This is a genomic window from Thiothrix sp. UBA5583 (genome assembly GCA_002425225.1).
Classification (GTDB): Bacteria; Pseudomonadota; Gammaproteobacteria; order Thiotrichales; family Thiotrichaceae; genus Thiothrix; species Thiothrix moscowensis.
In genome coordinates this window covers 41,387-63,456 of the sequence record DILV01000007.1, presented here as the reverse complement: position 1 = coordinate 63,456, position 22,070 = coordinate 41,387, and the positions used below count along the sequence as shown (strand labels likewise).

At 54.0% G+C, this 22,070-nt stretch carries 25 protein-coding genes; 14 read left to right on the top strand and 11 right to left on the bottom strand.

Annotated elements, in window-relative coordinates:
• Nucleotides 1-70 precede the first annotated feature (70 nt).
• Together B2U47_RS01585 and B2U47_RS01580 are read left to right on the top strand one after the other, a co-directional pair.
• Entirely contained in the window at nt 71-754 is a 684-nt protein-coding gene (locus B2U47_RS01585; protein WP_296677387.1) for a response regulator transcription factor, read from the top strand.
• On the top strand, nt 735-2,123 hold the full coding sequence (locus tag B2U47_RS01580) for a sensor histidine kinase (RefSeq protein ID WP_296677391.1): 1,389 nt from the start codon (nt 735-737) through the stop codon (nt 2,121-2,123). The genes B2U47_RS01585 and B2U47_RS01580 overlap by 20 nt, the downstream gene beginning before the upstream one ends.
• Here the strand turns inward: B2U47_RS01580 and B2U47_RS01575 are convergent.
• The 4 genes from B2U47_RS01575 to B2U47_RS01560 form a co-directional block, all read right to left on the bottom strand.
• The gene (locus tag B2U47_RS01575) at nt 2,098-2,514 is read right to left on the bottom strand and encodes a hypothetical protein (RefSeq protein WP_296677394.1); all 417 of its coding nucleotides are present in this window, start codon (nt 2,512-2,514) and stop codon (nt 2,098-2,100) included. The genes B2U47_RS01580 and B2U47_RS01575 overlap by 26 nt on opposite strands.
• Before the next feature lie 104 nt (nt 2,515-2,618).
• Nucleotides 2,619-4,181: a class I SAM-dependent methyltransferase gene (locus tag B2U47_RS01570; protein ID WP_296677395.1), complete on the bottom strand. Its 1,563-nt coding sequence runs from the start codon at nt 4,179-4,181 to the stop codon at nt 2,619-2,621.
• 61 nt (nt 4,182-4,242) lie between these two features.
• Nucleotides 4,243-4,725: a hypothetical protein gene (locus tag B2U47_RS01565; RefSeq protein ID WP_296677397.1), complete on the bottom strand. Its 483-nt coding sequence runs from the start codon at nt 4,723-4,725 to the stop codon at nt 4,243-4,245.
• A 91-nt stretch (nt 4,726-4,816) separates the two neighbouring features.
• A complete protein-coding gene (locus tag B2U47_RS01560) occupies nt 4,817-6,190 on the bottom strand; it encodes a leucyl aminopeptidase family protein (protein WP_296677574.1) in 1,374 nt (457 codons plus the stop codon).
• Between the two features lie 99 nt (nt 6,191-6,289).
• Between B2U47_RS01560 and B2U47_RS01555 the strand changes: the two genes are divergently transcribed.
• The 8 genes from B2U47_RS01555 to B2U47_RS01520 all read left to right on the top strand — a co-directional run bounded on the left by B2U47_RS01555 (nt 6,290) and on the right by B2U47_RS01520 (nt 14,901).
• Nucleotides 6,290-6,976: an RDD family protein gene (locus B2U47_RS01555; protein ID WP_296677400.1), complete on the top strand. Its 687-nt coding sequence runs from the start codon at nt 6,290-6,292 to the stop codon at nt 6,974-6,976.
• The gene (locus tag B2U47_RS01550; protein WP_296677403.1) at nt 6,973-7,956 is read left to right on the top strand and encodes a stage II sporulation protein M; all 984 of its coding nucleotides are present in this window, start codon (nt 6,973-6,975) and stop codon (nt 7,954-7,956) included. The genes B2U47_RS01555 and B2U47_RS01550 overlap by 4 nt, the downstream gene beginning before the upstream one ends.
• A complete protein-coding gene (locus B2U47_RS01545) occupies nt 7,953-9,497 on the top strand; it encodes a DUF4129 domain-containing protein (RefSeq protein WP_296677406.1) in 1,545 nt (514 codons plus the stop codon). The genes B2U47_RS01550 and B2U47_RS01545 overlap by 4 nt, the downstream gene beginning before the upstream one ends.
• Nucleotides 9,494-10,519 carry a DUF4350 domain-containing protein gene (locus B2U47_RS01540; protein WP_296677410.1) on the top strand — a complete coding sequence of 342 codons (1,026 nt, stop codon included), beginning with the start codon at nt 9,494-9,496 and terminating at the stop codon, nt 10,517-10,519. Before B2U47_RS01545 ends, B2U47_RS01540 begins: the two co-directional genes overlap by 4 nt.
• The gene (locus B2U47_RS01535) at nt 10,506-11,480 is read left to right on the top strand and encodes an AAA family ATPase (RefSeq protein ID WP_296677412.1); all 975 of its coding nucleotides are present in this window, start codon (nt 10,506-10,508) and stop codon (nt 11,478-11,480) included. Before B2U47_RS01540 ends, B2U47_RS01535 begins: the two co-directional genes overlap by 14 nt.
• Complete coding sequence (locus tag B2U47_RS01530; protein ID WP_296677415.1) at nt 11,477-12,784, top strand: DUF58 domain-containing protein; 1,308 nt, start codon at nt 11,477-11,479, stop codon at nt 12,782-12,784. The genes B2U47_RS01535 and B2U47_RS01530 overlap by 4 nt, the downstream gene beginning before the upstream one ends.
• Nucleotides 12,785-12,968: 184 nt before the next feature.
• A complete protein-coding gene (gene mscL, locus B2U47_RS01525) occupies nt 12,969-13,382 on the top strand; it encodes a large-conductance mechanosensitive channel protein MscL (RefSeq protein WP_296677418.1) in 414 nt (137 codons plus the stop codon).
• Between the two features lie 79 nt (nt 13,383-13,461).
• On the top strand, nt 13,462-14,901 hold the full coding sequence (locus B2U47_RS01520) for an FAD-binding oxidoreductase (RefSeq protein WP_296677420.1): 1,440 nt from the start codon (nt 13,462-13,464) through the stop codon (nt 14,899-14,901).
• Here the strand turns inward: B2U47_RS01520 and radC are convergent.
• Complete coding sequence (gene radC, locus B2U47_RS01515) at nt 14,896-15,567, bottom strand: RadC family protein (protein ID WP_296677423.1); 672 nt, start codon at nt 15,565-15,567, stop codon at nt 14,896-14,898. The two genes, B2U47_RS01520 and radC, sit on opposite strands and share 6 nt — an antisense overlap.
• 42 nt (nt 15,568-15,609) lie before the next feature.
• Here radC and coaBC point away from each other — a divergent pair, with 42 nt between their 5' ends.
• The 4 genes from coaBC to argB are packed head-to-tail and all read left to right on the top strand — an operon-like array spanning nt 15,610 to nt 18,469.
• Nucleotides 15,610-16,824: a bifunctional phosphopantothenoylcysteine decarboxylase/phosphopantothenate--cysteine ligase CoaBC gene (coaBC, locus tag B2U47_RS01510; protein WP_296677424.1), complete on the top strand. Its 1,215-nt coding sequence runs from the start codon at nt 15,610-15,612 to the stop codon at nt 16,822-16,824.
• Entirely contained in the window at nt 16,821-17,276 is a 456-nt protein-coding gene (dut, locus tag B2U47_RS01505) for a dUTP diphosphatase (RefSeq protein WP_349675732.1), read from the top strand. The genes coaBC and dut overlap by 4 nt, the downstream gene beginning before the upstream one ends.
• A complete protein-coding gene (locus B2U47_RS01500) occupies nt 17,218-17,604 on the top strand; it encodes a DUF3144 domain-containing protein (RefSeq protein WP_296688211.1) in 387 nt (128 codons plus the stop codon). Before dut ends, B2U47_RS01500 begins: the two co-directional genes overlap by 59 nt.
• Complete coding sequence (gene argB, locus B2U47_RS01495; protein WP_296677430.1) at nt 17,582-18,469, top strand: acetylglutamate kinase; 888 nt, start codon at nt 17,582-17,584, stop codon at nt 18,467-18,469. The genes B2U47_RS01500 and argB overlap by 23 nt, the downstream gene beginning before the upstream one ends.
• On the opposite strand, the gene B2U47_RS01490 is transcribed toward argB, so the two are convergent.
• The 6 genes from B2U47_RS01490 to ribE form a co-directional block, all read right to left on the bottom strand.
• Nucleotides 18,390-19,043, bottom strand: coding sequence for a DUF4124 domain-containing protein (locus B2U47_RS01490; RefSeq protein ID WP_296677432.1), 654 nt, complete (start codon nt 19,041-19,043; stop codon nt 18,390-18,392). The two genes, argB and B2U47_RS01490, sit on opposite strands and share 80 nt — an antisense overlap.
• A gap of 182 nt (nt 19,044-19,225) precedes the next feature.
• Nucleotides 19,226-19,801 carry an SPOR domain-containing protein gene (locus B2U47_RS01485; protein ID WP_296677437.1) on the bottom strand — a complete coding sequence of 192 codons (576 nt, stop codon included), beginning with the start codon at nt 19,799-19,801 and terminating at the stop codon, nt 19,226-19,228.
• 71 nt (nt 19,802-19,872) lie between these two features.
• Nucleotides 19,873-20,823 (bottom strand): thiamine-phosphate kinase, encoded by a 951-nt coding sequence (thiL, locus tag B2U47_RS01480; protein WP_296677439.1) that lies wholly within the window; start codon nt 20,821-20,823, stop codon nt 19,873-19,875.
• 9 nt (nt 20,824-20,832) lie between these two features.
• Entirely contained in the window at nt 20,833-20,991 is a 159-nt protein-coding gene (locus B2U47_RS01475) for a hypothetical protein (protein WP_296677442.1), read from the bottom strand.
• Nucleotides 20,992-21,104: 113 nt separating this feature from the next.
• Nucleotides 21,105-21,584 carry a transcription antitermination factor NusB gene (nusB, locus tag B2U47_RS01470; RefSeq protein ID WP_296677445.1) on the bottom strand — a complete coding sequence of 160 codons (480 nt, stop codon included), beginning with the start codon at nt 21,582-21,584 and terminating at the stop codon, nt 21,105-21,107.
• A complete protein-coding gene (gene ribE / locus B2U47_RS01465) occupies nt 21,584-22,063 on the bottom strand; it encodes a 6,7-dimethyl-8-ribityllumazine synthase (RefSeq protein WP_296677447.1) in 480 nt (159 codons plus the stop codon). Before ribE ends, nusB begins: the two co-directional genes overlap by 1 nt.
• Nucleotides 22,064-22,070 lie beyond the last annotated feature (7 nt).

The following is a 22,070-nucleotide window of genomic DNA, read 5'->3' as shown; positions in this document are numbered from 1 at the left end:
TTGCGGAAAACAGGCAACATTAACAATCCGTCACTTCCCAAATCCGCTTGTTGGTTTATGCTTGTAAACCATGAACATACTGATCGTTGAAGATGACCGCCAAACTGCCAGTTTCATCCAGAAAGGGCTGATGGAAAGTGGCTATGTTGTTGACCACGCTGCCGACGGCGAGGATGGCCTGCATCTGGCTCTGCAAGGTCACTACGATGCCCTGATCGTCGACCGGATGCTTCCCAGACGGGATGGGCTTTCCCTGATCCAGACCCTCAGGGCGCAAGGGATGCAGACCCCGGTGCTGATCCTCAGTGCCCTCGGCGAAGTCGATAACCGCGTGGAAGGCTTGCGTGCCGGAGGGGATGACTATCTGGTCAAACCTTATGCTTTCAGTGAACTACTGGCACGCTTGCAGGCATTGTTGCGCCGCACCCAGCCAACGCAGGAACAGACCTTCCTCAAGGTACGTGACCTGGAAATGGATCTGCTCAAGCGGCGTGTGACTCGCAACGGTGTCCCCATTCCCCTGCAACCCCGCGAATTCAACCTGCTGGAATACCTGATGCGCCATGCTGGGCAGGTCGTGACCCGTACCATGCTGCTGGAAAAAGTGTGGGACTACCATTTCGACCCGCAAACCAATGTCATCGACGTACACATCAGCCGCTTGCGCAGCAAGATCGACAAGGATTTCGACACACCGTTGCTACACACCATCCGGGGCGCGGGGTACTTGCTGCATGATCCGCAAACTGTTTGAAACCTCGGTTTTCCGCTTGTCACTGGTGTACGCCCTGCTGTTCAGCATGGTAGCGGCGGGTGCACTCGGTTTCATTTACTGGATGGCGAAAGCGCAAATGCAGCAGCAAACCGACACCCGTTTGCAACTGGAAACCGATGTCCTGCTGAGCCGTTACCGCACGTCAGCAGTAGAAGGTCTGGTACAAATCATCCAGATCCGCAACAGTGAAGGTGGTTCGGGTTTCTTGATTTCCAATCTGGTACACCGCCAACAACAGGATTTGACCCGAGAACTCGATTTCGAGACCCTCAGTGGTGACCATACCCAGGCATTTGCCACCGTACCACTGGGTAAGATTACCGGCTCCAGCCAGCAAACCCAACCGGTGCGTCTGTTGTGGACGCAACTTTCCGGCGGCTACCAGTTGCTGGTTGTTACTGACCTGAAAGAACAGCATACCCTGCTGGATCGCCTGCTCCAGACCGTGATTGCCGCGATTGCCACCATTGTGGCACTGGCACTGCTAGGCGGCAGCTTCATGGGTTACAACGTGCTGCGACGCATTAATGCAGTCGGTAAAACCGCCAATGACATCATCAGCGGCAATCTGGCACGACGGATGCCAGTCACCAGCCGCAACGACGAATTCGACCGCCTCAGCCGGGTGCTAAATTCCATGCTGGAACGCATTGAACAACTGATGCAGGGAATGCGTGAAGTCACTGACAATCTGGCCCACGACTTGCGTAACCCGCTTAACCGCTTGCGCAACCGGCTGGAAGCCAGCCAGTACGAAGCACAGGACAAGGCCGATTACCCCGCCCTGATCCAGGACACCATGCAGGATCTGGATGAATTGATCAAGACATTCAATGCCTTGCTGAGCATTGCGCAAATGGAATCTGGGGTGCAACGTGAAGACTGGGCGGAAGTGGATGTTGCCACCCTGACCGACGAGCTTGCCGACCTGTATACTGCCGTTGCCGAGGAGGCTGGTCTTGCCCTGACCCATCAGGCCGAGCCGGGCCTGTATGTGCATGGCAACCGGCAACTGCTGGCGCAAGCCATTACCAACCTGCTGGACAATGCGGTGAAATACACTCCCGCCCCCGGCACTATCAGCCTGAGCGTTACCCGTCAGGGGGAACATGTTGTCGTCACGGTTGCTGACAACGGGCAGGGGATTCCTGCTGACAAGCGCGAACAGGTCTTCAAACGCTTTACCCGGCTGGACAACGCCCGCAGCACACCGGGCAATGGGCTAGGTTTAAGTCTGGTGAAAGCGGTTGCTGACCTACACGGGGCGACCATCCTGCTGGACGACAATCACCCCGGTCTACAAGCCAGTCTGCGTTTTCCACTCAATACGACACGCTTTTCTGGATGACTTGATGGACTGTATCAGCCGTGGCACGATTGACTGCCTGTACCAGATCGTTGGCAGGAATGGGCATTCCATTGATCAGCATTGAGGTGGGGGTATTGGCATATTCACCCATCGCATTGCGGTAGTCCATGTCCTGGCTGCTCTGGGCATAAATGCAGACAGCTTGTGACACCTCACCCTGCGGCTCACCTACCAGTGAAAAATCCAATGTCACCTGAAGTTGCGAGCCTTGCTGTTCGGTCTGCTTTTCCGCGTGCCATACCACGCTCTTGTCACCTGCCAGCACTGTCGTAATGGCCTTGCAGGTCTTGATTGGGTTGTCCAGATTGTGCCCGCCGGAACAAGCACTCAACAAACCGACCGTCAAACTGATCGCTACCCACTTGTGCATTTTCATGTTCTCCTGTATTTCCCAAGTCAAGCCAGACCATTGCATCATACAGAAATTATCTTTCTTATCAAATAAATAGAACTTTTCCCTAACCAAACACGGGTTTAAACCAGCAAACCATGCCGTACAAAAACCTGAAGCAGGTGTTGCACATTGTCTGCCAGCTCTTTTTCCAGACCCTTGCCTTTCGCTTGTGCCTGCTTGCCACCGGGAACCTGCAATGTACCGGCCTGTACTTCCGCCAGCAGACAAGCCGTCACTTCGCCAGCCGTGCGTGAACCATCCAGCAGTTCCAGCAAACGCCGCGCAAAGCCATCCACACTCAGAGCCAAATGATGCACAGTGGCAACACTGCTCCAACCTTCCCTTGCCTGCAAACGTACCAGAGTGGCTACCTGCGGACGTTCCGGCAAAACAGGCTGCACATGGCAAGGCTGCAAATGCCCCAGCACCGCCCGGTAGCTGTACAGGCTGAATAGTTCGCTGACCAGTTCCCCGCTTTCCTCCGCATAACGCTTGCCACCCGCTGCACTAACCTGTGCACTGGCAATTTTCAGCAATTCGGCAAAATCAGGCGTATACGGGTGAACATCGCGCAAATGCAGTAACGCTGCCTTGGTAAGGGGGTGGGCAACATTCAGTTCCGTATTGTCCGGGTACAGGAAAGTGGCGGGCTTGTTGTTGGCAAGTTGCACTTTGCCCTTGGGGCGCAGGTTGGCACTGAAGAAAAACGTCTTGAATACGTCGATGTCGATTTCCCGTTCCAGCGGCAAGTCGGCACGGCACAACAGGCTTTTGCGGAAAGTACGCATCCGTACAAAATCCATCCATTGCTCATGCTGCAAGGGGTCATCAATATCTGCCAGAGCGGCTTGTGCCGGGGCTGGCAAGGTTGTGTCGAACAGGGTATTCAGGTCGGTTTCACACACATACTGCAAACCCTGCCGCTGAATGTCTGCCAGAAAATTGCTGAACAGAAAGGCATTGTTTTCCCCGGCAAGGTATTCGTGCAACAGGTAACTGGGGTGCGCCTTGAGCAGATAGCCGATTTCCTTTTGCACATAACGGCTGCTATCAGCTTCTGTACCTTGCAGGGATTGTTGCAGGCGCTCCAGTGCCACAATGGCAGCCGCATGTTTGGCAACCGCGCCCTCTGCATCACGGGTGGCATACAGTAACAGGTCACGCAGGCTGCCACGCATCCGCCAGCCGGGCAGTACGTTGTAGCTGATATAGGCAATACCGTTAGGTGTAAGGCATTCGCGGGTCAGTTGCAGGATTTTTTCCCTGACCATGGCTGGAACCCAGGAATACACCCCGTGAGCGATGATATAATCAAACTGCCCAATCTGTGCAGGATCAAGCTCCAGAATGTCGCCAACCTCCAGACGGATATTCCCCAGCCCGACAGCTTGGATAATTGCCTGACCGATGCCTACCTGAGGCGCTGATAGTTCGACCCCGAAAAACTCACTATCCGGCAAGTAATGCGCCATCGGGATAATGTTGCCACCTGTGGCTGAACCCAGTTCCAGTACCCGGCAACGCTGTGCCGGAGCAGTCGGGATGCCAAACAGACGCCCCAGTGCCGCCAGATTGCCGGGATGTGTTTCAGGGAAAGGGTTGGTTTCGTAGGTAAGTTCGTCGTAGAAATCGACCATTGCCATGTATCCTGTGGTTGCAGCCGCTTATTTTCATGGATTTTGGCTGCAAGGCATAGCCCTGAATTCAGTTTACTGGCAAGGCAACTACCATCTGGAATGCAAGCAGGGAACCATCCTGTACCGACAAATGGAAATTTTGCACTGCATAGCGGCGGTCAGCCTTCAGCAAGAATTGCAGGTTATGCTTGTCAGCTTCGCCCAATGCTGCGGGTTTGAGCGGGAAATGGGCAGTTCCCCACACCGCAAAGCCAGTCTGCTTGTCCAATATCCAGGCTGAACCTTGCCCGGTATCCAGATGGTATTGCGCCTGCAACTGCATCAGTTCCGTTGTCAGAGCGGCATCAGCTACCGGCACGAATACCCCGGATTCCGTGTATTCCAAACGCCCCAGCAAGCCGTCCAGCAATTGCGCCTGTTCATCCTGCCCTGTGGCTGCCTCCGCCTTAGGCGGAAACAGCAGGAAAAAGATGATCATCAGCGCATAGATAAACAAAACCAGCCAAACCAATTGCTTGACTGCCGTAAACCGCGAAGAAGAGGACTCCATACACACACCCTCGTTGGAACCATTAATAGTATTGATTATAGAGCACAATCATGAAACTGAATGCTACCTTAATGGGTATGTCGTGCGTTGTTTAGGTATGGTTCAGATAAACGGTCTCAAAATACGCATAAACGGCAAACAAACCCATCGCCTCCCCTCCAACAGGACGCCCCGGACGTGAACGGGTATTCCATGCCATCACATCGAAATGCGCCCAGGGAATGTTTTCCGGGACAAATTCATTCAGGAACAACGCCGCCGTGATTGCCCCCCCGTAACTGCCACCGCTGTTGGTAAAGTCGGCACACTGGCTTTTCAGTTGCTCGAAATAAGGTTTGTGCAAGGGCAGATTCCAAATCAACTCCTGAATTTCTTCAGAAGCAACTTGAAGTTTTTCTTTCAGAAATTTGTTATTTGAGAAAAAAACTGGAACTTCCGTACCCAGTGCCACCCGTGCCGCTCCTGTCAGGGTGGCAAAATCCACAATCAGACCGGGTTGCTGTTCGGCAGCCACACACAAGGCATCGCACAGGATCAGGCGGCCCTCAGCATCGGTATTGTCCACTTCCACCTGCTTGCCTGCACGGGTAGCGAGGATGTCACCGGGGCGAAAAGCATCGCCTCCAATCGCGTTATCCACCGCCGGAATCAGCACCCGCAGCCGCACTGGCAATTGCAGGTGCATGATCAGCTTTGCCAACCCCAGCACATGCGCAGCGCCCCCCATATCCTTTTTCATCAGGCGCATAAACTGGGAAGGTTTGATGTCCAGCCCGCCAGTATCAAAACAGACCCCCTTACCGACCAGCGTCAGGGTCGGATGGTCAGGATTACCCCATTCCAGCTCCAGCAATCGCGGCGCATGGTGACTGGTACGCCCCACGGCATGGATAGCTGGATAATTGTGTTGCAACAGATCATCGCCCACCAACTGTTGGAAAGTGGCAGCATATTCATCAGCCAGACGTTCCGTAGCAGCGGCCAGTTGTTGCGGCATCATGTGGTTGGCGGGCTGGTTGACCAAATCGCGTACCAGCGTAATGGCGCTGATGAAGGCCTCACTCCGCCCGGTATCTATCCCTGTATACAATACAGGCGATGGTCGGGTCTCTGTCTGGCGAAATGCATTGAATTTGTAGCACCCCAACCCCCAGCCCACCGCAGCATCGGCACGTTCCTGTGGATTCCAGTCACATTCCAGATGGTAATTTCCCTCAGGCAACAAGTCAGGTAGGCTTGCCAGTGCCCAGCGGGTTCCTTCGCTGGCATCGTAGACGGTCAGTACCTTGCCAATATTGCCGCGAGCATCCGGCAGCAGGCAGTTTTGCCCAGGCTTGCCCTGAAAACGGTTGTGGCGTAGCCAGTTGCGTTCCGCCTCTGCAAAGTTGGCGTGTACTTGCTGCCAGTCTGTGCTGGCAATGGGAAAAATCGCGGTCGATGTAATCGCCTGTATTTGTGTAAACATTTTCACCCTGTCGCTTCCCGGTTGACATCCGGCGGTCTGAATTGCATTCTGCATGGAAATAATGCGCAGATTATACATGCAAAAGGATACCCCGCGCGGATGCGACTGGATACCACCTACACTGTTAACACCCCTGAAGGCATTGCCTTGCAACTCTCCCCAGCAGGCCCCTTGCCACGTTTACTGGCATGGCTGGTTGATCTTGCCTTGCGTTCGCTGATCAGTCTTGCCCTGATCATTACCTTGTCTTTCATGGGCAAAATGGGCGTGGGTGTGGCAATGATCCTGATTTTCCTGCTGGAGTGGTTTTACCCGGTTTATTTTGAATTGCGCCAGCAAGGGCAAACACCCGGCAAGAAAATGCTGGATTTGTATGTAGCGCAAACCGATGCCAGCCCTGTCACGCCATCCGCCTCCATCGTGCGCAACCTGTTGCGGGTGGTGGATTTCCTGCCCTTTTTGTACGGTTTCGGGCTTGCCAGCATGATGCTAAACCGGCGTTTCCAACGGTTGGGCGACCTTGCCGCCAACACGGTTGTCCTGCACAAGAACAACCACAAACGCCGCCATACCCATGTGGAAGCCGAGCCAGTGCGCCCCCCCATGTCGCTGACCTTGCCGGAACAACAGGCCATCCTGTTGTTTGCCCAGCGCAGCCAAACCCTGACCTCTTCCCGTCAGGAGGAACTCGCCTGTATGACCGGCCCGCTGATTGAGGCGCAGGCACAACCCGCCCGCTGGTTGCACGGCATTGCCAACTGGCTGGGAGGAGGCCGCACCGCATGAAACAGGAGCAGTTCATCGAGCGTTACCAGCCGCTATGGAACGTATTCGAGGCATGGCTGGATTATCAGCAAACCGCCAAAAAAGAACGTGAACGGCAGGGCTTGCAGGAGCCGCAACTTGATTTTCCGGCGGCTTACCGCCAGCTTTGCCACCATCTGGCACTGGCACAATCACGCATGTACAGCCCTTTGCTGATTGAACAGCTCAACCAGTTGGTCATTCGCGGGCATAACCACCTGTATACCTCGCGCCTGCATTTCCTGCACCGGATTGCCGAATTCTACCTGCGTGACCTACCTCGGCTAGTCCGGCGGGAAATCAAACCCTTGTTATTGTCCTGCCTGCTGTTTTTTGGCAGTTTCTTTGCTGTCCTGATAGCCATTCAGCTTGAACCGGAGCTGGTGTATTCAGTGATTGATGGTGAGCAAGTAGCGGGCATGGAAGCCATGTATGATCCTGTAAACCGTGAGTCACGCCTGGGGCGCGAGCGGGAAGCGGACAGTGATGTGTTCATGTTTGGCTTTTACATCCGCAACAATACCGGCATCGGTTTTCAGGTCTTCGCCGGTGGCTTGCTATACGGCATAGGCAGCCTGTTTTTCCTGCTGTACAACGGGCTGGTGATTGGTGCAGTGGCTGGGCATCTGACCCAAATTGGTTATATCGAAACCTTCTGGGGATTCGTCGCCGGACACAGTGCGTTTGAGCTGACCGCCATTGTATTGTCCGGGGCTGCTGGTTTCAAACTGGCGCAGGCACTGGTGATGCCTGGGCGCAAAGCCCGTCTGCTGGCCTTGCTGGACAATAGCCAGGATGCCATCAAGATCGTTTACGGGGCGGCTACCCTGTTCATCATGGCGGCATTCGTTGAAGCCTTCTGGTCTTCGCAGACCTGGATTCCAGTCATGATCAAATACGCGGTGGGTATCAGCCTGTGGCTGGTCGTGCTTGCCTATTTCACGCTGGCGGGGCGCAAATGAAACTGGACAGCATTACCGCCCATATCCGTTTGCGTACCCCGTGGGAAGCTGCCGATCTGGGGTTTGCGCTAGTGCAGCACAATGCCCGCTGGATTTTTCCGGCATGGACTTTGTTGCTGTTCAGTCTGGTGTTGATCCTGTGGCTGCTGATACCTGCCGATTACCGCATGTATATCCCTTGGCTGGTCTGGTGGCTGAAACCCTTGTTTGACCGGGTACTGCTGCACATCCTCAGCCATCAGATGTTCGACCAGCGCCTATCCACCGCCGACATTTTCAGCGCCATACCGCGCCTGTTCCATACCACCGGCCTGCTGGGGGGCTTGATCTGGCGGCGCTTGTCGTTTTCGCGCGGTTTCAACCTTTCTATCTGGCAACTGGAACAATTGCGCGGCAAAGCCCGCAGTGACCGCCAACACCTGTTGCACGTGCAGGCACATTCCCATGCCGTATGGATCACACTGGGCTGTATCCTGCTGGAACTGGTGGTGCTATTCAGCCTGTATGCACTCATCCTACTACTTGACCCCACCGATGGCTCATGGGATTACATCAGCAGCGCCTTTGATGACATGGCTGAAACGGAAGAACGCCTGTGGGGAACCCTCATTTACGTTTGCCTGTATACGCTCAGCGTCTGGCTGATTGAACCCCTGTATGTTGCCGCCAGTTTCAGCCTGTACCTGAATCGCCGCACCCAACTGGAAGCGTGGGACATCGAACTGGCGTTCCGCAATCTGGGCGACCGTTTGCGCACACTGGCACAAACGCCGCTGGCAATGGTACTGGCAATCCTGTTGATCATCACGGCAAGCAGCCTGTCTACGCCCCCCGCATTGGCAGAAGACACCAGTGAATCCCTGGCAGAAACACGCCTACCCCCGGAAGAAGCGCAGACACAAATCGACGCCATCATGCAGCGAGAAGAATTCGCCCAAATGCGTACTGTAACCCGCTGGGAACGCATCAACAAGGAAGACGAGCTGGAGAAAAACAAGTCTTACAGCATCCCGGAAGCCTTGCAGGTGTTGTTTGCCAACCTGCTGAAAATCATGTTGTGGGTTGCCGTCATCGTGATGGTGGTATTGGCTTTTGTTTATCGCAGGCAATTGCTTGCCCTGCTCAAGCCTTTGCAGCGCAAGCCCGAGCAGAAACCAGCCCCCGACATCCTGTTTGGCATGGACATCCGCCCGGAATCCCTACCGGATGATATTGCAGCCGCCAGCCGCCGTTTATGGGAAGCAGGCCAGCAACGCGAAGCCCTGAGCCTGTTGTACCGGGGAGCATTGATGCGTCTGACCCGGCATGACCGGCTTCCAGTGCAGGACAGCCATACGGAAGGTGACATCTTACAACTGGCAGCAATGCATATTACCCCGCATCGGGCAACATGGTTGCGGGCTGTCACCCGTGCCTGGCAGGAAATTGCCTATGCACACCGCTCCCCGGCAACTGCACTGGTTGAACCCCTGTTCGATGGCTGGGCAGGTTTCATCCATGTCCCGCCCGCTGAATCAGTAACAGGAGGCAACCCGGCATGAACAAGTCACAACTTGTTCCCATCCTGCTGGCAATCGTGGTTGTCATCGTCAGTATTGGCTGGTTTGTACAGAATTTTGAGCTGCGCGAAGTGGATGAATACACCGGCTTCCGGGGAGAGGCTAAAACCAACCCGCTGTTCGCATCGCGCCTGCTACTCAAACGCATGGGCATACCGGCAGAAACCCCTGACACCCTCAGTACCCTGCCAGATACCAATACCGTGCTGGTGATTAATACCCCCCGCTATACCCTGTCTGCACAAAAGGTGGAAGAAATCCTTGCCTGGATCAAACGTGGCGGTCATCTCATCACCCGCGCCCGCACCAGTAACGCCATAACGCAGTACATGGATGATGACGAGGAAGAAGAAAGCGATTCTGCCATTGAACGCGATCCCTTGCAGACAGCGCTGGGTATCCGTATTGGCGAACACGTTATGCCCGAAGACGAGGATTTGCCGCTGGCAGCGGAACTTTCCGGCATGGAAGAAGCACTGGAGCTTGACCCTGGATTCTTTTATAGCCTGCACAGCGAAAATACCGATGCCAACACGCTGAGCTACAAGGAACATACCTGGCTGCTGGAACAACCCTGGGGCAACGGGCTTGTCACCGTGGTAGCCAATCTGGATTTCATTGAAAACGGCAGCATCCACCAGTACGAACATGCCACCTTTTTCTGGCACATGCTGCACAGCCTGCACACGGAGCCTGCCAATATCTGGCTGATCCATACTGATGACATGCCGCCCTTATCGCAACTCATCTGGGAACACGCTTGGGCACTGGTATTATCACTGGCAATGCTGATTCCACTGACCATCCTCGCGCATAGCCCGCGTTTTGGCCCATTGATTCCCAAGCCCCAACCGGAACGCCGCCGGATTCTGGAACACATCCATGCCAGCGGCCTGTTCATGTGGAAGCGGTACAGCAAGCACACTGATGCGCGTTACCAGGATTTTGCCCAAACCGTCGAACAACTTTACCCAAGCACAAGGAAACCCCATGACAACAAATAGCCTGACGCTTGAACAGGCCAGCGAACTGGCTGGACGTATCCGCCACGAAATCGGCAAGGCACTGATTGGCCAGAAACAGGTCGTGCGCGAAACCCTCATCGCCCTGCTGGCTGGCGGACATGTGCTGATCGAAGGTGTACCCGGCCTTGGCAAAACCCTGCTGGTACGGGTGCTGGCACATACCATTGCCGGGCAGTTTGCCCGCATTCAGTTCACGCCCGACCTGATGCCAGCCGACATCAGCGGGCACGTGCTGTTTGACATGCAGAATCAGCGTTTCAACGTGCGCAAGGGGCCGGTTTTCACCCACCTGTTGCTGGCAGATGAAATCAACCGTGCCCCCGCCAAAACCCAGTCCGCCCTGTTGGAAGTCATGCAGGAACAGCAAGTGACCATCGAAGGCAAAGCCTATCCCGTGCCGCTGCCTTTCATGACCCTGGCAACCCAGAATCCGTTGGAACAGGAAGGCACGTATCCATTGCCGGAAGCCCAGCTTGACCGTTTCCTGCTGAAAATCTTTATCGAATACCCGACTCTGGAAGAGGAAGCCGAGATGGTGACAGTCGTCACCGACCAGCAAATTGGCGACCGATTCAACCTTGCCAGCCTGCAAGCCGTGGTGACACCCGAACAGGTGCTCGCCATGCAAACCGTTGCTGCGAATATTGCGGTGGATACTGCGGTACTGGATTACGCCGTGCGTATTACCCGTGCGACCCGCCAGTGGCAAGGCTTGCGCTTCGGGGCTGGTCCGCGTGGCAGCATTGCACTGGTACGTGCCGCCCGCGCCAATGCCATGCTGGAAGGGCGTGATTTCGTCCACCCGGATGACATTAAGCAGATCTGCCTGCCGGTCTTGCGCCACCGCGTGTCACTTGCCCCGGAAATGGAGCTGGAAGGCTACAACAGCGACCACCTGCTGAAAGCTGTTCTGGAAAAAACCGAAGCACCCCGCAAATGATCCTGCCAGCCCGCCATACCTTTCTGCTGGTGGGGGGCAATGCTGCGGTTGCCCTGCTGGTCAGCATCGTGCCAAACCTGTTGCCGATGTGGTACGCCACGGTTGGCATCAGCCTGCTGGCATTACTGGTTGACTTGTTGCTGGCAGTGACAGAAGCGCCCCCGCAAGCCGAGCGCTTCGTTCCCCATTCCCTGCCACTCGGGGTCAAACGTAGCGTTCGCCTGCGTTTGCACAATGCAGGCAAACGCCCACTCAGCCTGCAAGTGTTTGATCATTTTCCGCTGGAAGTCAGCACGACTGGCTTTCCCATGAGCCTGCAACTGACGGTTGGGGCATTTGCCGAACCCCTCTACGAAGTTACTGCCAACGAACGTGGCAAACTGGTGTTTCCGTGTGTGCAGGTGCGGATACTCTCTCCGCTGCAACTGTGGTGGCATGACCTGAAACTGCCCGTTGTTTCCGAAGTGAAGGTTTACCCCAACTTTGCCGCCGTCGCCCAATACGCCCTGCTGGCAACTGACAACCATCTCAGTCATTTGGGAATCATGAAAAAGCGCCGCCGGGGTGAAGGCCAGGATTTTCATCAGTTGCGTGAATACCGTGAAGGTGACAGCCTGCGCCAGATCGACTGGAAAGCTACTTCCAGGGTCAACAAGGTCATTTCCCGCGAATACCAGGACGAACGCGACCAGGAAATCATCTTCATGCTGGATTGTGGACACCGCATGATGGCGAAAGACGATGCCCTTTCACATTTCGACCATACTCTGAATGCTATTTTGCTGCTGACCTATGTCGCCTTGCGACAGGGTGATGCCGTAGGTTTGGGCAGTTTTGCCGGAGCCAGCCGCTGGCTGCCTGCCCACAAAGGGCAACACAATGTCCAACACATGCTGAATGCACTGTACGACCTGCAACCGACCCCGCAAGCACCGGATTATGCGCAGGCAGCCACCGAACTGCTGGTCAGGCAGAAAAAACGCGCCCTGGTGGTGTTGCTCACCAATTTGCGTGACGAAGATCTGGATGACCTGTTACCTGCCCTACACCTGCTACGCAAACGCCATCTGGTGTTGCTGGCAAGTATGCGCGAACAGGCACTCGACCAGGCAGCAATCGCCCCGGTCAACAACCGCGAAGATGCCTTGCGCACGGCGGCTGTCCAGCATTACCTGCAAAGGCGGGAGGCGACTCTGGAACGGGTACGGGCTGCCGGAATCCATTGTCTGGATGTTCCCCCACCTGAACTATCTGTTAATCTGGTCAACCACTATCTTGACATCAAGCGTAGCGGTTCACTGTAAACCAGATATTCACAGATTTTTGCCTGACAAAAGAACTACGACCACGTTTATCCCCAAAACAATAGAGCTTGTCAGGCTGGTCTTATTCGCCTCTGTTACTTTCCAGTCAAAATGAAAAACATAGACTAAAATTATCTGTGTTCCATGGAACGCAAAGGATTTCCCATTAAAAACTGGAGGTATTATGAGCTTGATCAGTGAGTTCAAAGAATTTGCCATGAAAGGCAATGTGGTTGATCTGGCAGTCGGTGTCATCATCGGGGCAGCTTTCGGCAAAATTGTCTCTGCCTTTGTCGATGGTATTGTCATGCCAGTGTTGGGGCTGCTGGTCGGCGGGGTTGATTTCAGCAAACTGGGGATTGTCCTGAAAGCAGGCAATCCTGCCGCTACACCACCTATACCTGATCTGGTACTAGCCTACGGTGCTTTCATCCAGACCGTTTTTGATTTCGTCATTGTTGCTTTCGCCATTTTCATCGCCATCAAGGCCATGAACAAGCTCAAGCGTAAGGAAGAAGCGGCTCCTGAAGCGCCCGCAGTACCTTCCAATCAGGAAGTTTTGCTGGGTGAAATCCGCGACTTGCTGAAACAAAAATAATTATCACAAAGCTCCCTGGAAGGGGTCAGGGTTAACCTGATTCCTTCTATAATCAGACAAACAAACAGGGAGTACCACCATGACCAACGAACCCATTAATCCTGAACGCCGCCAGTTCCTGTTGGATACACTGGTTGCGGCTGCCAGCATCCCCGCATTCTATTTCCCGCTGACAGCCCAAGCCGATGGTGTCAGCCCCGTTGCCAGCAACAACGTGCGCTTCCTGCAACGCAGTGACAGCGATTACCTCAAGCATCGGCAAATTTTCAACAAGCGCATTACCGCCATGCCCAAATACATCGCGGTTTGCGCCAATGAAAAAGGTGTTCAGGAAGCCGTCCACTTTGCCCGTACCGCCAAATTGCCAGTGGCTGTCAAAAGCGGCGGGCACAGTTTTGAAGGCTTTTCCACCAACGATGGCGGTCTGATGATTGACTTGTCAGGTATGAATGTCCCCAAATACAACTCAAGTAGCAAAACCCTGTTGATCCAGCCAGGTAGCAAATTGGGCGGTGTCTATAGTTACTTGAACCAGTTCGGGCGGCTGATTCCGGCAGGTTCGTGTGCGGGAGTGGGGGTCGCTGGCTTGACCTTGGGTGGTGGCTATGGCTTTTTTGCTCGTCAACTCGGCCTGACTTGTGACAGTCTGCTGCGGGTACGCATGGTGGATGGCAAAGGCCAGATTCATGATTCCCAAAACAACCCAGACTTGTTGTGGGCTTGCAAAGGTGGCGGTAATGGCAATTTCGGCATTATTACCGAACTGGAATTCAAGACCCACCCTGCACCGACCCATTTCAACAGCTACCGTTACAAATACCGCAACCTGACCCCGGAAACTGCCACCAAACTGGCGGAACGCTGGTTTGAACTGATGAAGACCTTGCCCAACACGGCTTATTCCTCGTGGGTGCTGAATGGCAAACACCTGACCGTGCTACTGACAGATACCGCATCCACTCCCGGCACGACCCTCAAGGCGATTGATACCAAACTCAAAACAGGAGCTACCGAAGTCATGACACCACGCAAGGATACCTTCCTGACCGGTATCCAGCGTTACCGAGGTACGACCGACCCCATTTACTTCAAGAACGTTTCTGCCGGTTATTACAATAGTTTCACTGACCTGAAAACCATGCTGCCCAGCATCTGCAAGAAAATTGCTAGCGCCAAAATGACCACCATCCTGCAAATCAACACCATGGGTGGGGCAATCAATAACCCAGCGTTGGAAAGCACTGCCGCCTACCCACACCGCAAATTCGCTTTCATGGGCGAGTTGCAGACCTACTACGACAAGGCCAGCCAGACCAAGGATGCAGAACAGATTGTACGGGACATTCAGGGGCAACTGACGGCAGGCGGTATCACGGCGCACTACCGCAACTACCCAGATGTGGAAATCAAGGGTTGGGAAACAGCTTACTACGGCACAAACTACCCGCGTTTGCAGGAAATGAAGCGCAAATTTGACCCGGACAACGTTATCCGTCATCCGCAAAGCGTGCGTTTATAACATCCCGCGTTCAGCAAACGACACCACCGAGTCACCAATGACAAAGTGGTCGAGAACCCGGACATCAATCAGATGGAGCGCATCTTTCAATTTCTGGGTGATGCGTTCATCGGCCTGACTGGGTTCCGCCACCCCGGAAGGATGGTTATGGGCAAAAATCACCGCAGCCGCATTGTGTTGCAAGGCACGCCGCACCACCTCACGCGGGTGCACTGACGCGCCGTCAATCGTGCCGTGAAACATTTCTTCGTACTGAATTACCCGGTGACGGTTATCCAGAAACAGGCAGGCAAATACCTCGGAACGGTAATCACGTAATTTCGAGGTCAGGTAAAAGCGCACGGCATCCGGGTCATTGAGTGGATCGCCCCTGCGCATTTTTTCCGCCAGATAACGGCGTGACATTTCCAGCACCGCCTGCAATTGCACATACTTGGCTTCACCCATACCTTGCACTGCACAAAATTTTTGTGCATCCGCATCAAACAATTGGCGTAAACTACCAAACCCGTGCAACAACTCGCGTGCCAGATCAACGGCTGTTTTGCCCCTGATGCCAACACGCAGGAAAATTGCCAGCAACTCGGCGTCAGACAAGGCTTGAGCACCCCGAGTCAACAGTTTCTCGCGTGGACGTTCATCGACAGGCCAGTCGGTAATTGCCATAGTATTTCACTTTGTTATTGATTGGGTTAGGTCACACATTTTATGTCATTCCTCACTGACAAAAACATTCTTTTAGGGATAAGTGGCGGCATTGCAGCCTACAAATCCGCCGAACTGGTACGTCTGCTGCGCAAGCAGGGAGCCAATGTGCGCATATGCATGACGGCTTCCGCGCAACATTTCATCACACCCCTGACCCTGCAAGCGTTGTCGGGGAATGCGGTACATACCGAGTTGCTCGACCCTGCGGCAGAACTGGGCATGGGGCATATCGAGCTGGCGCGGTGGGCGGATTTCATCCTGATTGCCCCAGCGACGGCAAATGTGCTGGCAAAACTGACCTGGGGGCTGGCGGATGATTTGCTGACGACGGTGTGTCTGGCATCGAAAGCGCCGTTGCTGGTAGCTCCAGCCATGAATCAGCAGATGTGGAAAAATCCTGCCACCCAACACAATACCCGCACCCTGGGCGAACGCGGTGTACGTGTTTTCGGCCCAGCAGCAGGCGAGCAAGCCTGTGGTGATACAGGGCCTGGGCGGATGCTGGAACCGTATCAGCTAGTGGATGCACTGGAAGAATGTTGTGCTACCAGTCAGTTGCTCAAAGGTCAGCGTGTGCTGCTAACAGCAGGGCCAACCCGTGAAGCCATCGACCCTGTACGTTTCCTAACCAATCGCAGTTCCGGCAAAATGGGTTACGCGGTGGCACAAGCAGCCGCACAAATGGGTGCGGAAGTGATGCTGGTATCTGGTCACGTAGCACTGGAATGCCCACCCGGTGTGCAACGCATTATCACCGAATCGGCTGCTGACATGCTCCAAGCCACTTGCGAACAGGCCAAGCAGGCTGACTTATTCATCGCCACTGCGGCGGTCGCTGATTACACCCCTGTGGAAGTGGCAGGGCACAAGATCAAGAAAAATGCCGAAACCCTGTCATTGGGCATGAAACGCACCACCGACATTCTGGCAACCATCAAACGCGAGTATCCACACCTGTTTACCGTCGGTTTTGCCGCAGAAACCCATGACCTGATGAATTACGCCCGTGACAAGCTGGAACGCAAGGGTCTGGACATGATTGCTGCCAACTCCGTCGCCAATGGCAAGGCATTCGACCAATCCACCAATGCGCTGGAAGTCGTGTGGAGGGACGGGCATACTTCCCTGCCGGAGATGGACAAACATGTGCTTGCCCATGAACTCCTGAAAATCATCGCCACGCAATATCACGCACGGAAGTTAGCTACATCATGACGACCATTGAATACAAAATCCTCGACCCGCGCATCGGTACGGAATTTCCGCTGCCTGCTTATGCGACCAGTGGTTCCGCCGGAATGGATTTACGCGCTTGCCTGGAAACTACCCTCACCCTGAATCCAGGTGAAACCAGCCTGATCCCGACCGGCCTTGCCATCCACATTGGCGACCCTGGTCTGGCTGCCGTCATCCTGCCACGCTCCGGTTTGGGTCACAAACACGGCATCGTGCTGGGCAATCTGGTCGGGCTGATCGACTCCGATTATCAGGGGCAACTGCTGATTTCCTGCTGGAATCGGGGACAAGACAGTTTCATCATCCAGCCAGGTGAACGCATTGCACAACTGGTATTTGTACCGGTAGTTCAGGTAGCCTTGCAGGCAGTGAATGATTTTGACCAATCACATCGGGGCACTGGCGGCTTCGGGCATTCAGGGACACATTGAACGCATGAGCAAGAAAAAAACAGCTAGCGAGCACGACAACGACCAGCAATTCTGGGATTTGGCAGAACAGTTCATCGAACTGGCAAACCAGTCGCTTGAAAACACTGATCCGGGTAAAATTGGCGCAGCCATGCTGTTTGCCGCCACCCGTTTCAATGCGTTTGTGGTGGCCTCATCCTCGGTTGACCGCAAGGAATACATCGCTGACATGGACGAGACCATGGACTACCTCAGTAAGCAGTTCCGCCACATGCTGGGCGACAACCTGCGTGACTTCAAGGAAAACTACAAGGTTTACATCAAACATGACGACGAACAGCCCGAATAACACTGCTGCCATCCTGATGGAGGCATTGCCCTACATCCAAAAATACGCAGGCAAAACCATCGTGGTCAAATACGGCGGCAATGCCATGACCGACCCGGAACTGCAAAAAAGTTTCGCCCGCGACATCGTGCTGTTGAAACAGGTTGGTATCAACCCGGTCGTGGTGCATGGCGGCGGCCCACAAATCGGCAACCTACTCAAGCAAATCGGCAAGGAAAGCTATTTCGTCGATGGAATGCGTGTCACCGATGCCGAAACTATGGATGTGGTGCAAATGGTACTGGGTGGTCTGGTCAACAAACAGATCGTCAACATGATCAATCAGGCAGGTGGACGCGCCATCGGTCTGACTGGCAAAGATGGCAACATGATCATTGCCAAAAAGATGGTACTGGAACGCAAGGCTGCCGAAAACCAGCCTTCCGAAATCATCGACCTCGGTCACGTTGGCGAAGTCACTGACATCGACGCCAGCGTGGTGCGGATGCTGGAAGAAGACCGTTTCATCCCGGTGATTGCCCCAGTCGGCGTAGGCCGGGATGGAACCAGTTACAATATCAATGCCGACATCGTTGCAGGCAAAATGGCGGAAGTGTTGAATGCCGAACGCCTGCTGCTGCTCACCAATACGCCCGGCGTACTGGACAAGGCAGGCAAGCTACTGGAAGTACTCAGCCAGCAAGACATCCAGGATCTGATTGCTGACGGTACGATTCAGGGCGGCATGTTGCCTAAACTGGCCTGTGCGATGGATGCCATCTCCGGCGGTGCAGCTAATGCCAGCATCATTGATGGTCGAGTGCCGCACGCAGTGTTGCTGGAACTGTTGACCGATCAGGGCGTGGGGACGATGGTGACGCGCTGAGCAGTTTGCTTAGCCGCTCACGATCCTTTTCATAACGCTGGCGTAAACGATCCTGCTCTGTCTGGTTTTCCTGCAAGGCATAATCGTAACTCGCCAGCGTTTGCTCTGCATCGTGGATAAAGGGAGCCAGTTCTTTGCGTTTGGCGGGATCAGACATATGCGCTATCCGCAGTTTTAATGCATCCAGACGTTCAGCAAGGCTGCTACGTCTTTCCTGCATGTTGCTTGTATTACGCTCCAACAGCACCAGCTTGCTGTGGAAAACCGCATCCAGCTCAGTGACATCGTTGTAATTTGCCAGCAAATAATCGTCGTGCGCTTTTTGATTACCATCAATGACATCACGCAATTTTGCCAGTGTTTCACTGCGCTTTTTTTCTGCCAGTTCTGCGGGTGTCAGCGCCGCAGGCCAGCTTCCCACCAGCATTCCCTGCTCATCCAACTGACTATGCCCTTGGCGAACGGCATGGGGAGGCACAACATCTGCATAATGTACTTTGCCGCTTTCATCCACCCAACGGTACATGCCTGCATCGGCTTGTAAGCAGAGCAACAGTAAAGCAGAAGTTGTCAAAAATCTGGGTAATCTTGTCATGACGCCAGTTTCACTTATTGAGTCAATATGTGATTTTTATAATGAAATGGTCTGAGAGACACGCATCTATCGGAAGAACGGAGCAGATTACATTACCAGCGTGACAGGAAACAGGCAGGATTCAGGGCATGGTAGCAACTCCATGCCCTGAATGATCGCAATTAACGGGTAGTATAGAAAGCGTCAGGCACGGAAGAACGGATACTGTTCAGGCTAGCCTTGGCTTCGCTGGCACTGGTGTAAGGCACACGAACCTTGTAATAACCACCAACTTGATCAATCACCGCCGTATAGCCCATGGATCTCATCTGACTAGCCATGGCTTCGGCAGTACTGCGGTTCGGGCTGGCTACAACCTGGACAGCATGGGAACCACTGGCAGACCCTTTGGAACCACCACTACCACCACCGTAGCTGGAAGAACCAGACGAGCTGTAATCATAATAGCTGGAAGAACCGCCTGTATTTGAGCCACCAGTTGAGGAACTGCCCCCCGCATAATAGCTGTCATAACTAGAAGAATAAGCACCTCCGGCATTATTGTTGCCATCAGTTGCTACACCGGCATCGTAATAGGAACCGCTGGTATTTGCATCATAGCTGGTGGTTGTGCCATAACTGCCACCGGCAGGCACAGTACCTGCTTGTGGGTCAGCCGTATTTGCCATCGGTGCACAGCCAGAAATGAATGTTGCCAGAGTAAGGGTAGCTACCCCCAGTTTGATTTTGTTTTGCATAATATAAAGCCCCAAGTGGATTGTTGTTCTAATAGACAATCTTATATTTCAAAAGGTTCCCAAACAAGAATTCAATTCGCAGAAAAATGATCGTAGCCACGTTTTTGGTTGAGCAGCTCATAATCAAGCCGCAAGTCGGTCAAATTTTCATCTATTTCGCCAATAGCTGTCAGCAAAATGCCTCGCTGCGCCGCTGCCTCTTTTACCTGCCCGAAAGATTCAGGTGTCAGGGTAAACAACAACTCATAGTCATCTCCACCCGTCAGGGCAAACAACAGGCGTTGTTCCAGTGGGAGTTGCAACAGAGCCGCCGACAAAGGTACTGCCTGGTGATAAAGTTTTGCCCCAACGCCCGATGCCTTGAGAATATGCCCCAAATCTGCCAGCAAACCGTCTGAAACATCCATGCAGGCATGGGCGTGACCACGCAGAATCTCCACTAAAGCATTACGGGATGTTGGGTAATTCAACCGACCGATGCAATGCGTGGCTGCCTCTGTTAGCATGACCAGTCGCTGCTGCACAATCGCCAGTCCGGCAGCCGCATCCCCCAGCGTACCGGATACACATACCAAGTCACCATGTCTTGCACCGCTACGCAATAATGCCTGCCCACGGACGAAACCCATAACCTGTATCGTAATACTGAGCGCACCACGGGTCGTATCCCCACCTACCAGAAAAATACCGTGTTGCTGCGCCAGTTCCTGTATTCCTCTGACAAATTCGGCAATCCACTCGCGATTGGCTTCCGGTAGGGAAACCGCCAAGGTAAACCACGCAGGTTCGGCTCCCATTGCTGCCAAATCACTGAGATTGACCGCCAGTGCTTTGTAACCTACCGCGTGGGGTGGTGTTTCTGGCGGGAAGTGGATGCCTGCATTGAAAGTATCCACCGATACAGCCAAGTCGCACCCGGCAGGCACACGCAGAATGGCTGCATCATCCCCAACCCCAAGCCCTACCGAAGAAGGCGGGTTTGACCATTGGAAATAATCACGGATCAGATCAAATTCGGACATCAGGTATGGCTAGTACGCCTGGCGGGCAAACAGCTTTTCCATGCGGCTATGCCAACACTGCATCCGTTCTACCCGGTGGGTTTGCGGGACAGGTGCAACCACAGGACGCACCCGTATTCCCTGCCTCAACAGCAGGGGAAATTTGTTATCGTGTTTCAATTGTTCCATGACGGGGTTCATGTTGCGCCACACTCCACTTGTCATTGTTGCTATATGACTGACAAGCATAACGCCCGTATGTGCAGAAAGCGTGCAGAGCCGATGGAAGGTTTATGCAGCCATTATTTGCGCTCGGCTGCAACTTCCAGTGGACGGATGTCGGTTGCTACCTTGTCGAGTACGCCGTTGACGAATTTATGTGCCTGTTCTGCACCATACTTTTTCGCCAGATTGACATACTCATTCACCACCACCTTGTAAGGGGTTTCGACATGATTGAGCAGTTCACACGTTGCCACCCGCAACACGGCGTGCTCAATCGGGTCAACCTGTGAGAGTTTGCGGTCAAGATGGGGGGAAATGTACTTTTCCAGCTCTTCGCCACCTTCAATCGCACAACGCAGCAACTTGTGGAAGAAAGCCGCATCCGACTTGCGAAAATCTTCTGCCAGTTCACGGTCTTCTTGAAAATACAGGTAAATTTCCTGAAACCCGTTGCCGGTAATCAGCCATTGGTAAGCGCCCTGCATCGCCAGCCGCCGTGCAACACGGCGACGCGCAATCAATTGCTGGGATTCGCTAAGGGGTTTGTGTCCGGCCATTATGCCTTCCTGATTTTGCGCAACAGGGAGACCATTTCAATCGCCGACAAAGCTGCTTCCGCACCCTTGTTGCCTGCTTTGGTTCCAGCACGCTCAACCGCCTGTTCGATGGTGTCGGTAGTCAGCACGCCGAAAATGACCGGCAGTTCGTGAGCCAGACCTACATGAGCCAGACCTTTGGAGGCTTCCCCCGCTACATAATCGAAATGCGGGGTGCTACCACGAATCACTGCCCCAAGTGCAATAATGGCATCGTAGTCACCATTGGCTGCCATCGCTTGTGCCGCCAGTGGCAGCTCGTATGCCCCCGGCACGCGCACTACGTCAATGTCTTCCTCCTTCACACCGCCGTGACGCTTGAGCGCATCCACAGCGCCGGACAGCAGACTTTCGACGATGAAGCTGTTGAAACGCCCAACAACAATGCCGTACTTGGCTTCTTGTGATGAAAAATCACCTTCGATGACATTAAAACCCATTGAACAA